Below are 13,790 nucleotides of genomic sequence, written 5' to 3'. Positions count from 1 at the left end.
ATGCGCTTAACGGGATTTTCGGATTTATTCGTTTGCAGTGTCATCTGGGCTTTTTCCACTCAGGAAGTCTTTTAAAGCTTGAATATTTTCTTCGAAGTCTATTTCGAGAACGGATCCAACTCCGCTGTAACTTCCATTCGTATAAGAACCTTCTACTGGTAAGGTTAGCTTGTCCATGTCACTAGTATTGCTGAGCAGAATATCTTTCGCGATTGAGATTTGATCCAGCTTGCTCATATTCGTCTGAATATATGGCTGAATGGATCCTGCCATTTTCGGAAGCTTTGTTACGCCTCCTATGGATAAGGCTTCATCTTTAAGGGCCGCAATCACTTTTTGCTGTCTTTCTACCCTTCCGAAGTCACCATTTTCATCATGACGGAACCTGGCATAGCCGAGTAATTCCTTTCCGTTCAGGTTTTGAACGCCCGGTTCCAGGGAAACACCGATGTTTTCTGACATGGCTTTTTCAACATCCATTTCAATTCCTTCTGGTGCTAGGATGTCGACTGATTGTTCAAACCCTTTGAAATCAACGATCATGTAATATTGAATATCTAGATCAAAGTTCTGCTTGATCGTCTTTCGAAGCAATTCCGGTCCGCCTAAATAAAAAGCGGTATTTAGCTTATAGTTTTTATATCCAGGGATTTCAGCATATATATCCCTCATAAACGAAACGAGTTTGGTTTCATTCGTTTTCGGATCGATCTGCGCGAGCATCATCGTATCTGTCCTTGATTTCTCCTCGCCCCTGCTATCGACTCCCAATAACAAAACGTTAACCTTCCCGTTTTCATCTTTTACTCCATTAAATTTATAATCTTCCTGCATCTGGTCTTCACCAGCCATTTTATAACCACTGTAAAATTGAAAAGCAGCGTAACCGATCAAACTGAAAATAAGGATTAATAATACCAAAATCACTTTTCTACCACGTTTTTTCCTTTTGGTCTTTCGATCTAGTCGTGACTCCATTTCTTCACCTACTTTTATGACATTCATGATGAACCGATGATAATATGAAATAGTACTCTATACAATTGAAATTAACAATCACAGAATACTGGATAAACTAACACTTTTCTCCATACCGGTCCACCCCGAGAATATAGTTTACCACAAATATCTATAAAAGTATTTAGTTGTTCCCGTCAAAATACGATCAAGGATTGAAAATGACCACCGGTAAGTTTCCTTATATCCTGTTCTTCTTCCTTATTGTATGAAATGATAAATGAAGTGGCGGGCCCGCCTGATTTATCCAAGTCATGCGTGGAGTATACATCTCCCCTTTTCAACGGTTTCCCAACAAGTAGAGACAGTTCATGACGCACACCTTTTGAACCTACGGGTAATATATCGACGATGGAAGGATGGTGAATGCAGGTATGAAATAGATCCAATGGGGCGATGGAAGATTCATGTATCAATACTTCCTCTCCGACCAAAGGAGTTCCGATAAGAGCATATGAGAGACTTGGGTGGGGAACATGAGGCGGCTCCTTTACCCTCATACCGATACAGGTTACGCCAAGTGCAGACTGGTTCAGATTGAAATTGGATTCTGAACTTCCGGTTAGAGGAATATCATCCATACCGAGTTCACTCAAACCCAGCCTGACCCCCGAGGCATACCTCTCCCATACGCTGTCTCCTGTAAAGTTCAACAATTGAACGGCCATTAGTCGGGCACCGACTGATAAACATTCCATCACCGCGACTCGAAAACCGAAATATCCTACAATCTCAGGATCAACCTGTACGGCGTCATCGGGCTTATTTCCAATCCCACCGCTACAGTCAGAGGCAATGATCAGTTCATCTTTATCAGTGATGGAGATGGATAGCGTATCTCGATTTCCAATCATTGTATTTCCCCCCTTGTTAATCTTGAAGCTATCGGGGGATAAAGGAAGTGAGCAATTGTTAAATTGATGAAGCTCCCCACTAATAAGGAGGGAACGATTGTGATATAAAAAGAAGAACTCAGGATAAAAATAAATGGCAAAGCTGCCAATACACCATTTCCTATCAAAAAGAGGGCAGCTGCTAACACACGATGCCCACATGAAAATACATAACCGAAAAGCCAGACCAGGAGAGCCATTTCCACAGCAATGAGAAAATGGAGCGGACCGAGGGGGAAACCTGCGTACAGGCTTGATAGTAAATGTCCTCCCCCTGCTACCAGCGCTCCCTTCCTTCCATTGTATAAAGAAGCGATTAATAGTGCAGGCATACTGTCAAGGGCGATTGTGCCAATGATCGCCGGAATCTTCACCATCCCTCCCATTGCAGCAAAAGCCATAAACAATGATAGTAATAAAATGGACTTTAGACTACTACTCATTGTGTTTCTGAATTCTACGTGTAGAGAATACGTTGGCACTGCGAAGGTATTCAACGTCTTTGACATTACTCCGGTGATTGATCACACGTGCCAGAGCAAAGAAGTAGTCTGATAATCGATTGATGTATTGCAGCGAAACAACCGGAAAGTCCCCGTCTGTCTTTGACAGGGTAACCATGCATCTCTCTGCCCTTCTCGCAACGGTCCGTGCTATATGAATACTCGCAGAAGCTTTTATACCACCCGGCAGTATGAATTTTTCAAGAGGTGGAGCTTCTCTGACCAAATCGTCTATTTTTTCTTCCAAAGCGAGGACGGAATCCCTTTGAAGCTTGCTCCTTCTCTTTTTTGAGACATTGGATAAATCTCCCCCGCAGTCAAATAGTTCATGCTGTATCGTAACTAAGTCCTTTACGATATCGTCAAAACGCTCATGATTCAATTCACAAATAGCCTGACCGACGAAACAATTGACTTCATCCAGTGTCCCGTATGCTTCCACCCTGATATCGTCCTTATCGACCCTACCCCCGATTAAACTTGTCTGACCTTTGTCTCCGGTTCTTGTATAAAGTTGCATGATTCATTCCTCCCTTACCCTTTTATTGATGTAGCCATGCCGTACCAAACAAGCCATACCTTATGCGACATTTGGGCAAGGTCCTGATAAACCCAGCCAGTCACATCTCTCCATTCCCTTGAAATTTGATCGATAGGTACAATTCCTTTCCCTATTTCTGAACCGATCCAGATCACTTTTCGTTCTGGATGTTCTTCTTCCCACTTCTTCAACTCCTCCATCCGTTGGAAGAATTCTTTCCTAACGTCACGATCCCCACGTAAAAGGGCAGATCGAACGGCATACTCAAGCCCCTCCAACACGAGGATGGGCTTGGAAGGATGGACTTCTTCCATACCTTCTGTAAATAACCGGACCCATTCTGTGTCGCTTCTCTTCAAACGAAAATGCTTTCTTACCCATTGGCCCTTGCCATTAAAGGAACCCCCCGTAATGAAGTACAATTCTGGTCCCTCCAATCCTCTTCTGTTTTCCAACCCAATTCGTATCCGTTTCCGTGGGAGACCTGCCATTCCCAAAATGATCTATGATCACTTTTGGGGGATAGAGAAGTTAACAGGTGCCGAATGACTCCACCATGGGTTATGACTGAGTACCGATTCCCATTAAGTAAATCGATTTGTCCTTTGATTTGCTCCCAGGCAACTTCGACTCGTTTTATGAATTGATTTATCCCTTCCCCTCCTGGAGGAGATTTAGAGGGGTCTGTTAACCAGTACTGATACTCTTCATTTTTCTTCAATTCCTCGTAGGTCAAGCCTTCCCATTTTCCAAAATGTAATTCTCTTAACAGCGGAGATGAAATGATAGAGGCTTCAGGAAACAAAAAATGCGAGGTTTCCAAACATCGGTTTAGGTCGCTTGAAAAACATCCCTCATATGGCTTGTAGGATCGCTTAATCTGTTTAAGCTTATCGATTCCTTTTCGTGATAAGCTAGGATTCGACCATCCGATGTATTTCCCTCTCTCATTTCCATCTGTTAAACCATGTCGAATAAAAGCAATAGCCATATAGTCATCCATAAAATCGACTCCACCCCTTCTACACTTGCTCCGATTGTGTCACCAGTCATACCTCCAAACCACTTTATGCTCTTCGAGTAAACAAACAGGCAAAATCCGATCGTTACAATCGTGAAGGCAGCATAAAGAAAAAAACTATTCAGAAAGACGCCTGCCACTATGATCCCTATCAAAGAGACCAGCATCCACAAAATATCGTTCCATTTCGTATCTTTACTGAAGCTATACCCCATACCGGATTTATGGGCCGCTGGGATAAGAATGAGAATCACTCCCATGACGATACGGCTGAAAATGGGAATCATCAGCAGAATCAAACAAATCGTAACAGTATCAGAGTAGTGGACGGATTCATATATGAATAAAAAGCGGGAGGAGAGCAATACCACAAGAGAAAGGGCACCAAATGCACCGATTCGGGGATCTTTCATGATCTCTAAGCGCTTCTTTAGATCCCGGTAGGAAAAGTAGGCGTCGCTTGCATCCATATAACCGTCCAAATGAATTCCGCCGGTAAGGAGGACGGGCATCACCCAAATATAAAATGATAATGCCAATGAGCTCATGGGTGTAAAAGATGCTAGTAACACATAGCCACTTGAAAGAATCATTCCGATCAATAAACCCAATAAAGGAAATGTGCGGACCATCCATCTCATTTCACCTTTTCCAAGTGAGAGTTCTTTTCGCACTGGAATTACTGTATAAAACTGTATATTAAGGAGTAAACTCTTTAATAATCTCATTTTATTGGAATCCCTTTCTTCAATTCTGGAATTCCAACCGTCATATCGATTGCTACAAACGACTCCTCCACCAATCTTCCATGTAATCGTCCCAGTATCCTTTGATATTGGAGTATTTCGTCTGAGATCGGTGGAATGTCATGAAATAATTCATTACTTACAACAAGTAACGCTTTTACTTTATCTGCCAACTGAATAACAGATTCATAGATACGATCCTCTACATAGCTTCCGCCCTCCATATCCCCATTGAACAATTCGTTAGTCAGCAGAGTCGTGAGACAATCTAATAGAACAATGGCATTAGACGGTATAGTATCGATGATATCCCCGATAGCCAGTGGCCTTTCAATGGTCGTCCACTTTTCATTAGAAGATCGGCGATCCAGTCGGTGTTTTAAAATCCTGTTTTCCATTTCCCGGTCCGTACTCACTCCACACGCAAGATAGATCAAAATCTCATTCGATGTTCTTAGTTCCGATGCAAGCCTTTCTGCAAAGGAACTTTTCCCGCATCTCACCCCTCCGGTAATGAAAAAAAGTCTTCCCATGCGAAATTGTGCCTCCTTACTATGAAAGTCCTCTTTTTAACCCAAATAACGTTGGATGGCTTTTTTTGTTACTTCATAGACTCCTTTACCGATTAACTTACCTATCGGAGTGATCGGTCCTGCAAATGGTTCGAGCTCCCCTTTTTGACTGGAAGCAATCAGAATGCTGTCTGTAGGCGTTCCGGTTGCAAAGTTTCCGTTTCTTTTGTCCCTTACTTCCATATCATTCAGTGCTTTCACCTTTGCCTCCGTGGAAGTGACGAGGGCTTCGATATAGGCCTCATCAGATAAATTCCCATTAATGAAAACCCAGGTATTGATCGTACCCGGTTTAGAATCAATATCATATTGAAAGCTCGTTGATACATCCATGGCATTTCCAACTCCGGCGGTCACGACGACGAAAACCGATTTCCCCTTCATCTCAAAACGCTCGCATATCATGTTAGACAAATCCAGAGCCGTCATCATACCGACAGATAAAGACGGATCCAGTTCTTTCGTAATGAGAAACTCCTTCATATCTTGTTTGTAATCCCTGCAGTCATAATCAACGGGTACCCGACGGTTCATGAAGTGAGAGTACCAACCAATTCCCGCTCCGATAATACCTGAAGACATACACTTCAATGGGAATGGTGCAGAATAAAGGATGCATTCTTCAGTCAATGTCATATATCTTTCATCTAAAACCAGATTTTCAGTCTGGGATCCTTCTGGTACAATCACCATCTGGGGTTTGGCCACCAATGGATGAGCCTGTTTCTGAACCTTTGTTTGATATACTTCTTCAATATGTTCTTCTTTCAACACTTCTTCCGGATGATGGAGAAGTTTCATTGTGCCCTGGTCCAGTAGGAGTAAACGATCACAATACAGGCTCGCCAAATTCAAATCGTGAAAAATAGCGACGACCGTTAATGTCCCCTGATCAGTTTGACTTTTAATCAAATCCAATAATGACTTCTGGTAGGAAAGATCGAGATGATTAGTGGGCTCATCCAGGAGGAGGATGTGCGGTTCCTGGGCTAGAGCCTGTGCCAGGAACACCCGTTGTCGCTCACCACCTGACAATTCATGAAGGTATCGGTTCTGAAACGCAGAAATCCCCGTCTGCTCCATCACTTTATCCACCATCTCTTTGTCCCGGTCGGTCGTACCCTTAAAGAAACCTTTCTGGTGAGCATATCTTCCAAGCAGCACCGTCTCCCTCACTTGATATGAAAATGCTTCAGTCGATATCTGAGGTAATACCGCGACATGGGTAGCCAGTTCTCTTGAAGAAAACTGATGAAGTGGCTTTCCCTTCAATGTAATGACTCCATCCATTAAAGGAAGTAGACCCGTCATGGCTTTCAGTAACGTCGTTTTACCACTTCCATTTGGGCCAAGTATTCCAAAGAACTCTCCCTTGTCAATATGAAAATTCATGTCTTCCACGATTTTTTGATCGCCGTATCCCACTGACACCCCGTTTACATCGATCATGTTGAAAGACCCCTTTTCTTTAAAAGAATATATGCAAACATCGGTGCGCCGATCAAGGCGGTGATCACTCCAATCGGAAGTTCGGTCGGAGCGATAATCGTTCTGGAAAGCAGGTCTGCGAGAACGAGAAATCCTCCACCTACAAGGATTGATAGGGGAAGAAGGTGCTTGTGATCATGTCCAATCATTCTTCGCAGAAAATGAGGGACCACAAGGCCGACAAATCCGATCGTTCCGGACACGGCTACCGCTGCCCCCGTCAGGATGCTTCCGGCAATCAAAATGATCAGCTTCCTTTTTTGAACCGAGATACCGATATGACGGGCCTGTTCCTCTCCGAAGCTCATGCCGTTCAATTCCTTGCTGTTAAGTATGAGCAGCACTACCCCAATAAGGAAGAAAGGTAAGATGATCGCAATGTAATCCCACCCTCTCATGGATACACTTCCAAGAAGCCAGCCGATGATCTGCCTGAGTTCCTCACCTGTGAGTGCGATCATCAAGGAAATCACCGAGCCCAGAAACGAGCTGAAGATGATTCCTGTCAATATAATGGTTTCGACCTTCATGGTCCTTTCAACCTTTTGTGCGAACCATAATACGAGAAATACGGTGATGATCGAACAAACAATACTGAAAAAGGGGAGCGTAAACTTCCCGATGAAAGGGATGCTCCAATGGAAAAATAAGGTGATGACCGCCCCGACCGATGCACCTGAGGACACTCCCAATGTATAGGGATCAGCCAGAGGATTGCGTAACAGCCCTTGGAAAGAAGCCCCTGCAATGGCTAATGAGCTTCCGACCAATAGAGCTAACAATACTCTTGGAAGCCGGATCGTATAGACGATGTTCACAAACATGGGATTAACCGTATCAGGCATTTGAAAACCGAACCACTTATAACCGAGGATGTATAGGATATCCATCGGTGGAATCGATATCGTACCGATCGAAACACCTGCAAGCACCGCTGTTAGTATAAATAGCCCTGCCAACCCGTATGTGATCCCTATCTTATTCTGCAAATACCTCTGGATAGATCGACTTTGCAATTTCCTCTACTCCTTCAACCAATCTTGGACCTGTCCGTGTGACTAAATCAGAATGGACATCGTGAACATCCCCATTCTTTACTGCCGTCACATCTTCCCATCCTTTTCTTCCTAATATCTGTTCTTTCGGATCTTCACTGTAATAACCATATGTAGTGATGATCACGTCAGGGTTAGACGAGATGACTGCTTCCTGGTTCACCTGTACCCAGCCTTCCTGCTCGCTCATGACATTTTCAGCATTGACCATTGAAAGCATTTGATCGATGAATGTATTCTTCCCTGTAGAATAAATATCAGGTGAAGGTGAGACTTCTACATAAACCCTTTTCTTTTCCGTTACTTCACTTGCTTTTTCCTGAATGGAATTCAAATCCGATTTCATTTCAGAAACAACGGAATCCGCTTCATCTTTCTTACCGACAAGTGTCCCGATATCCTGAATTGTACCGTATACTTCTTCAAAGCTTTTAGCGTCTTGAACGATGAATACGTTCACCCCTGCATCTTTCAGTTGATTCAACCCTTCTTCTGCTGACTTTGCTGTGGATTCATGTGCCAGGACCAGGTCCGGCTCTAAGCTGACGATTTTCTCTACGTTAAACTCCATTCCACCGATCTTCTCTTTATCGGCAGCTTCTTTCGGGAAGTTATCAAAGTCTGACACCCCGACTATTTCCTTATTGAGCCCAAGCTCGAATAAAATCTCCGTATTACTGGGAATTAACGAAACGATATGTTTAGGTTGTTCTTCCAAGGTGACTTTATTATCAAGCGCGTCAGTCAATGATAAAGGATACCCGGATTCATTTTGGTTTACTTCTGCTGTTTCCTTTTTCTTCGTTTGTTCCCCGTCATTCGTTCCGCATGCTGTCAGGAATCCGATGACTACTAACAATGCAAGTAAGGCTTTTACTGTGTGTTTCATTTCTTATTCCCCCTGTTGATTAACATTTTTTTGACAGACAAAAAAACATCTCCAGTGGACTAGAGATGTTGTGTAAGATGCATATATAGGTTTATATTCAGTGAACCATGCATATTACACCTTTCTATCCGCGTAGAATTGGTGCGTTTAAAATCAGGCAGGTCTCCTGGCTCATGGTCATAGTATGCTGATACCTTCCCGTACTCGTTTGCACAGTGGTAAAATTTCAGCTCACTACCATTTACAGTGGCGGGACCGCGTTGGAATTACACCAACTTCCCTATTAAGAAGCTAAGAAGAATCACATCTTACACTTCACCTGATTTCGTAACGTATGAAATTGTTCCGTTCAAAAGAATTATACACAAATTCCATTGGTTAGGAAATGAATTTTAATGAATTTGTTGAAAATTGTAGAAAAAGATTAAACGTAAAGTCGGTACAGCTGAACAAGCTATTTTGATTGTTCCTTTTTAGCTTTCGTGGTAGAATCTGTTCAAGCTATCGCTTTACTGCTTTAGAGAAGTACATATGGTATAGGAGGTTTGCTAAATGAATGATAGAGAAGTCGCTACCTTTGCAGGCGGGTGTTTTTGGTGCATGGTAAAGCCGTTCGATGAGCTGCCAGGGATTATTGATGTCGTATCGGGATATTCTGGAGGTCACCTTGAAAATCCTTCATATGAGGATATTAAAGCCGGTGGCAGCGGACATTATGAAGTGATCCAGATCACATATGATCCCGCTCTGTTTCCTTATGAAAGGCTATTGGAGTTATACTGGCCCCAGATCGACCCGACTGATGACGGTGGTCAATTCCACGATCGCGGTGAACAGTATCGAACAGCTATCTTCTATCACAATGAACACCAGAAACAATTGGCTGAGGAGTCAAAAAACACGATAGAAGAAAGCGGGCGATTCAAAAAGCCGATCGTCACCAAAATCCTTCCTGCCTCAACTTTTTATCCGGCAGAAGACTATCATCAAAAATTCTACAAAACGAATCCGGAGGAATACAAACAAGATCGAGCAAAGTCTGGGCGCGATGAATTCATAGATGGACATTGGAAAAACAAATAGTGGCATGAAAAAACTTCTTTCGCCAAACTAATGGCTAGAAAGGAGTTTTTTTGATTTTAGAACCGATATTTTTCATAATAGTTGGCGATGGATTTTTTGCCTTGGCGTATCACGGGTAAATATTATGGTTAGAATGGCGATACAGCAGAATTTTGTCAAAGAAGGTGAAAACAGATGTATTTCTGGATTATCGCATTGGGCCTCACCATTTTCCTTTTTACGAGAATTCCGACCGTGAAGAATTCCGTTCATGTACGGAATAGTTATCTGGTCAAGAAATGTTCCATCATCATTCCTGCAAGAAATGAAGAAAAGACAATTGGGAGGCTTTTATCCAGTATTCGGATGCAGTTCATACAGCCATTGGAAGTCATTGTTGTAAATGATGGATCAACAGATCAAACGAAGGCTATAGCCTTAAACGAGGGTGCAATTGTAATTGATGCACCCCCTCTGCCAAATGGATGGAACGGGAAATCATGGGCATGCTGGAATGGAGCGAAAGAGTCTACAGGAGAATTCCTATTGTTTGTGGATAGTGATACCTGGTTCGAACAAGCAGGTCTGTTAAAGATATGCGAAACGTATAAAATGCAACAATGTCAAGGAGTATTGACCATTCATCCGTTTCATATAATGGAATCCTTTTATGAAACATTCTCTATGCTGTTTCATTTAATGGTGTTTGCTTCAACCAGTATCACCCATCTCTTTTCATGGTTGTGCACGCCTTCAGGCGGTTTTGGGCAATTTTTCTTATGTTCGAGGGCCGTTTATAAGCGAGTCGGAGGACATGAAGCCATTAAAGGGGAAATGGTGGAACATTTTGCCTTGAGTCAATGGGCGAAGAAATGCGGGGAATCGGTAGAAGCGGTAAGTGGCAGGAATGCCATTTCCATGAGGATGTATGGGGAAGGAATAGGAGATTTATTCCACGGGTGGTCAAAGAGCTTCGCTTCAGGAGCTAAGTCGACAAACATCCTACTCTTGGGGCTTTCTTCTTTGTGGATGGCTTCGCTTATTACGCTGGTCATTCACTCACCGGAAATGATTTGGGAACATCCCTATTTATTCATAATCCAATACTTCCTATTAGGGGGTTATTTCTATTTCTTAATAAGAAGGATCGGTAATTTCAGCGTGTTCGAGACATTATTATTTCCGGTTCATATCCTGTTTTTCCTAGCGACCTTTCTTCATTCATTTTTGAATACCTTTTTCAGGAAAAGGACCACTTGGAAAGATCGTTATGTATATATAGAGAAAGGAAAGGACGAGAAGATGAAATGATCCTGTTCGTGAATATCACATCATAAACATAAACCCGCACCACCTGACAAGTCACTACATTTCTAAGAATGTTACAAATCATACATACATTTTTATGAATATGCACATTTTATTAATAAGAACCGAGGAAGTCCTCCACAATGATAAGCCGTTAATCCCTTGATTTGCTCGGTTCCTCCCCTTATTCCTTCACTTCTTTCATAAATAAGAACGGCTCATTTGTATCGAACTTCCCTGAAATTTTCCGGACGGGAAGATCTCTTCCCCTTATCCATTCCCGAAAGTCCACCACCAATCCATCGGAACTTTCCCCGAAGCCGATTAAGCATCTCAGTGATTTACATTGAAAGACACATGTATGAATCGTCCCTGCCCAAGCATCATACGCTTTCTTGAACACCGGGCTGTCTCCCCGGTTAAACAGTTTGAATGCCCCATCCATGGTTAATTCCTTTTTCTGTACTGAATGTAACAGGTCCAGCCTTTTTTGAGAGTCCTTTAAATAATGTCGGTTATCCTTTTTCATATGATTCATCTGAAAATGGTTGGTACAACTTAAGGTTGAATGGTGATACACCCCTATTCCCCTTGGGGAAGCTTCTACCACAGCAGCCTTGCCACTATGATCATATAATGAATAGTTGAAACTGTGTCGGTGAGGCAGCCTGCGCAACACTTCGATGGCCTCGTCTGTATTCTTACATGTGTCCAGGAGGATGCGGGCGATTGTGGTGCATATGAATCCTTCTCCCGGCTTTATTCGATTCACGAAATGAAAACCAACTGCCAATCCTTTTTCGTTCAACCCGTCAATCCGTCCGATTCCCCTTCCTGAAAATCCGATAGATGCATATCCTCCCTCAGGCTTCACAAGTAAAAGCCTGCCTTCATATGTTTTCGGGTGATAATCATAATTCCTCACGTATATACCGTCTTTGGCCAAAGACGAACAACCGGACTCCTTCCATTCCTGTTGAAATCCCGAATATTCATGTATGGTATCTTCCAATGACCACTCTAAACCATAGGATAGTCCACTTAATTCATCCCATAATCCGGGTGCAAAATGCCGGAGTAGTCCCTCGACTTCATCCAGCTTTACATTGTAATCTCTCAATGACTTCATACGTCTCTTTTGATGATGGGAATAGAGTGGCGACTTCCGGAGTTTATGTCCCAATTGAACACCAATCTCATAATAGGTCCCTCTGGACTGCAATACGTCTACAACAACCTCTTTCATTGGGCCGCGCCCCTTTCTGCGCATAAAGGATAATGTCGAATAAAAACATCTTCTTCTTTTTCTCCTTCTTATGCTACACTTGATTCATAAAACACGAGGAGGAAATATCATGCAAAAAACATTCAAAACACTTTCACTATTTCAAGAAGGAGTGAACGTTCTGAATTAACAAAACGACGCTCCTTCTTCCGGATAATATTAAAACACAGGAAGCGGGAGACAAATCATGACAAAACAAACACTTGCAGCCCATAACATCCGGGTGCTTTTTTGGATTTCTTTTTTTGGTACGATCAGTTTTCTTCAACCCGTATTAACGTTATTCTATTTCGAAAGAGGCTTAACCTCTTCTGATATTTTAATTGTGCTCATGTTCTGGAGCGGTGCCGTATTACTCGGGGAGGTACCGACTGGAATATTTGCAGATCGGTTTGGTGCCAAATATTCTTTTCTATTCGGTTCTTTCCTTAAGTTCCTTAGTATCACCTTGCTTTTATTCGCCTATGAACCTTGGATGTTCTTCTTATACAGCTTCATCAATGGATTCAGTGTAACCTTTTTTTCCGGAGCCGATGAAGCGTTAATCTATGATTCACTCAAAGAATCAAATGAAGAAAATAGAATGGACCATGCCATGGGAAGGATTCAATCAGCCTCGTTTATCAGTATGCTGATAGCCGTCCTTTTCGGTTCCTATTTGGCGAGGGATCTGGCGGATAGTCAATTCACTCTGCTCATCTTACTGGGTTTAGTCTTTCACTTAATAGAACTATTCTTAATCCTTTCAGTCAAGCAGCCGTCAGTTGATTCATTTCAGAAAGAAAATTCTTTTTCCCAAATTAAGAGTGGTATCAGGGTAATACGCCAGGCACCCCATTTATTATTAATGTTTTTAAACGTAACATTGGTCTTCATTCCAGCCGGGGCCGTTTACCAATACTTTGATCAACCGCTTTTACAGGATGCTGGGGTGCCCGTATACTTGATTGGAGTCTTTTATGCAATTTCTGCCATTCTTGGCTATATTGCATCAAATTCAATCGGTTGGATGACAGCACGTTATTCCAGGGTGATGCTCATGAATATTTCAGGTTTATCAGCGGCAGCGGGGTTACTCATATCCGGCTTGTTCGGGTCTTCTTTATGGATTGTTTTAGGTTCATTTTTCTTATTAAGACTTGTCCGGGCAATCCGTTATCCGATTTATTCACAATTAAGCAATGACTTAATTCCGTCCGGGGTCAGGGCAACGACCATCTCCTTGCTTTCCATTATGGATTCAGGCTTGGACCTTGTTGTGTTCGGAGTGCTCTCTACGATTGCTTTGAATGGCTATTCATATGTACTCATTGGATGTGCCATTATCGCACTGATTGGAACCCTTTTACCGATCAGACCTGTCAAAACGAAGGAAAGTCATAAGATTAAACAAAGCGCTTCCCTTTAAAT

Annotated in this window: 15 protein-coding genes and 1 riboswitch; of the genes, 3 read left to right on the top strand and 12 right to left on the bottom strand. The window is 42.5% G+C overall.

From position 1 onward, the window contains the following. Positions 1-24: 24 nt before the first annotated feature. The 11 genes from ATG71_RS14780 to ATG71_RS14730 form a co-directional block, all read right to left on the bottom strand. Positions 25-978, bottom strand: coding sequence for an LCP family protein (locus ATG71_RS14780; RefSeq protein WP_098440235.1), 954 nt, complete (start codon positions 976-978; stop codon positions 25-27). A 176-nt stretch (positions 979-1,154) separates the two neighbouring features. Next, positions 1,155-1,871, bottom strand: a complete 717-nt coding sequence (locus ATG71_RS14775; RefSeq protein WP_098440234.1) for an ATP-binding protein — start codon at positions 1,869-1,871, stop codon at positions 1,155-1,157. Next, positions 1,868-2,287, bottom strand: coding sequence for an ECF transporter S component (locus tag ATG71_RS14770; protein ID WP_286163021.1), 420 nt, complete (start codon positions 2,285-2,287; stop codon positions 1,868-1,870). The genes ATG71_RS14775 and ATG71_RS14770 overlap by 4 nt, the downstream gene beginning before the upstream one ends. Positions 2,288-2,345: 58 nt before the next feature. Then, positions 2,346-2,933: a cob(I)yrinic acid a,c-diamide adenosyltransferase gene (locus ATG71_RS14765; protein ID WP_098440232.1), complete on the bottom strand. Its 588-nt coding sequence runs from the start codon at positions 2,931-2,933 to the stop codon at positions 2,346-2,348. A gap of 14 nt (positions 2,934-2,947) precedes the next feature. After that, complete coding sequence (locus ATG71_RS14760; RefSeq protein ID WP_179886549.1) at positions 2,948-3,376, bottom strand: bifunctional adenosylcobinamide kinase/adenosylcobinamide-phosphate guanylyltransferase; 429 nt, start codon at positions 3,374-3,376, stop codon at positions 2,948-2,950. Then, positions 3,328-3,945 carry a histidine phosphatase family protein gene (locus ATG71_RS24010; protein WP_353616314.1) on the bottom strand — a complete coding sequence of 206 codons (618 nt, stop codon included), beginning with the start codon at positions 3,943-3,945 and terminating at the stop codon, positions 3,328-3,330. The genes ATG71_RS14760 and ATG71_RS24010 overlap by 49 nt, the downstream gene beginning before the upstream one ends. Then, complete coding sequence (gene cobS / locus ATG71_RS14750) at positions 3,915-4,703, bottom strand: adenosylcobinamide-GDP ribazoletransferase (RefSeq protein ID WP_098440230.1); 789 nt, start codon at positions 4,701-4,703, stop codon at positions 3,915-3,917. Before cobS ends, ATG71_RS24010 begins: the two co-directional genes overlap by 31 nt. Further along, on the bottom strand, positions 4,700-5,254 hold the full coding sequence (locus ATG71_RS14745) for a bifunctional adenosylcobinamide kinase/adenosylcobinamide-phosphate guanylyltransferase (protein ID WP_098440229.1): 555 nt from the start codon (positions 5,252-5,254) through the stop codon (positions 4,700-4,702). Before ATG71_RS14745 ends, cobS begins: the two co-directional genes overlap by 4 nt. A 36-nt stretch (positions 5,255-5,290) precedes the next feature. Beyond that, a complete protein-coding gene (locus ATG71_RS14740; RefSeq protein ID WP_098440228.1) occupies positions 5,291-6,742 on the bottom strand; it encodes an adenosylcobinamide amidohydrolase in 1,452 nt (483 codons plus the stop codon). Continuing rightward, positions 6,739-7,797, bottom strand: a complete 1,059-nt coding sequence (locus ATG71_RS14735) for a FecCD family ABC transporter permease (RefSeq protein ID WP_098440227.1) — start codon at positions 7,795-7,797, stop codon at positions 6,739-6,741. Before ATG71_RS14735 ends, ATG71_RS14740 begins: the two co-directional genes overlap by 4 nt. Continuing rightward, a complete protein-coding gene (locus tag ATG71_RS14730) occupies positions 7,760-8,725 on the bottom strand; it encodes an ABC transporter substrate-binding protein (RefSeq protein ID WP_098440226.1) in 966 nt (321 codons plus the stop codon). The genes ATG71_RS14735 and ATG71_RS14730 overlap by 38 nt, the downstream gene beginning before the upstream one ends. Before the next feature lie 139 nt (positions 8,726-8,864). Continuing rightward, positions 8,865-9,063: riboswitch (cobalamin riboswitch) on the bottom strand. A 214-nt stretch (positions 9,064-9,277) separates the two neighbouring features. Here ATG71_RS14730 and msrA point away from each other — a divergent pair. Together msrA and ATG71_RS14720 are read left to right on the top strand one after the other, a co-directional pair. Then, positions 9,278-9,808, top strand: coding sequence for a peptide-methionine (S)-S-oxide reductase MsrA (gene msrA, locus ATG71_RS14725; protein WP_098440225.1), 531 nt, complete (start codon positions 9,278-9,280; stop codon positions 9,806-9,808). 174 nt (positions 9,809-9,982) lie between these two features. Continuing rightward, a complete protein-coding gene (locus ATG71_RS14720) occupies positions 9,983-11,098 on the top strand; it encodes a glycosyltransferase family 2 protein (protein WP_098440224.1) in 1,116 nt (371 codons plus the stop codon). Between the two features lie 181 nt (positions 11,099-11,279). Here ATG71_RS14720 and ATG71_RS14715 read toward each other — a convergent pair whose 3' ends face one another. After that, the gene (locus ATG71_RS14715) at positions 11,280-12,341 is read right to left on the bottom strand and encodes a C45 family autoproteolytic acyltransferase/hydrolase (protein WP_098440223.1); all 1,062 of its coding nucleotides are present in this window, start codon (positions 12,339-12,341) and stop codon (positions 11,280-11,282) included. A 226-nt stretch (positions 12,342-12,567) separates the two neighbouring features. Between ATG71_RS14715 and ATG71_RS14710 the strand changes: the two genes are divergently transcribed. Continuing rightward, the gene (locus tag ATG71_RS14710; RefSeq protein WP_098440222.1) at positions 12,568-13,788 is read left to right on the top strand and encodes an MFS transporter; all 1,221 of its coding nucleotides are present in this window, start codon (positions 12,568-12,570) and stop codon (positions 13,786-13,788) included. Positions 13,789-13,790 lie beyond the last annotated feature (2 nt).

The organism is Bacillus sp. es.034, from assembly GCF_002563655.1.
In the GTDB taxonomy this organism is placed as follows: Bacteria; Bacillota; Bacilli; order Bacillales; family Bacillaceae_B; genus Rossellomorea.
This window is presented reverse-complemented; position numbering and strand designations above follow the sequence as displayed.

Coding starts and splice junctions, on each gene's coding strand:
- ATG71_RS14765 (WP_098440232.1), bottom strand. CDS start 2,933: ATGCAACTTTATACAAGAACCGGAGACAAAGGTCAGACAAGTTTAATC.
- ATG71_RS24010 (WP_353616314.1), bottom strand. CDS start 3,945: ATGGCTATTGCTTTTATTCGACATGGTTTAACAGATGGAAATGAGAGA.
- ATG71_RS14780 (WP_098440235.1), bottom strand. CDS start 978: ATGGAGTCACGACTAGATCGAAAGACCAAAAGGAAAAAACGTGGTAGA.
- ATG71_RS14740 (WP_098440228.1), bottom strand. CDS start 6,742: ATGATCGATGTAAACGGGGTGTCAGTGGGATACGGCGATCAAAAAATC.
- ATG71_RS14730 (WP_098440226.1), bottom strand. CDS start 8,725: ATGAAACACACAGTAAAAGCCTTACTTGCATTGTTAGTAGTCATCGGA.
- msrA (WP_098440225.1), top strand. CDS start 9,278: ATGAATGATAGAGAAGTCGCTACCTTTGCAGGCGGGTGTTTTTGGTGC.
- ATG71_RS14715 (WP_098440223.1), bottom strand. CDS start 12,341: ATGAAAGAGGTTGTTGTAGACGTATTGCAGTCCAGAGGGACCTATTAT.
- cobS (WP_098440230.1), bottom strand. CDS start 4,703: ATGAGATTATTAAAGAGTTTACTCCTTAATATACAGTTTTATACAGTA.
- ATG71_RS14710 (WP_098440222.1), top strand. CDS start 12,568: ATGACAAAACAAACACTTGCAGCCCATAACATCCGGGTGCTTTTTTGG.
- ATG71_RS14745 (WP_098440229.1), bottom strand. CDS start 5,254: ATGGGAAGACTTTTTTTCATTACCGGAGGGGTGAGATGCGGGAAAAGT.
- ATG71_RS14770 (WP_286163021.1), bottom strand. CDS start 2,287: ATGGTGAAGATTCCGGCGATCATTGGCACAATCGCCCTTGACAGTATG.
- ATG71_RS14720 (WP_098440224.1), top strand. CDS start 9,983: ATGTATTTCTGGATTATCGCATTGGGCCTCACCATTTTCCTTTTTACG.
- ATG71_RS14775 (WP_098440234.1), bottom strand. CDS start 1,871: ATGATTGGAAATCGAGATACGCTATCCATCTCCATCACTGATAAAGAT.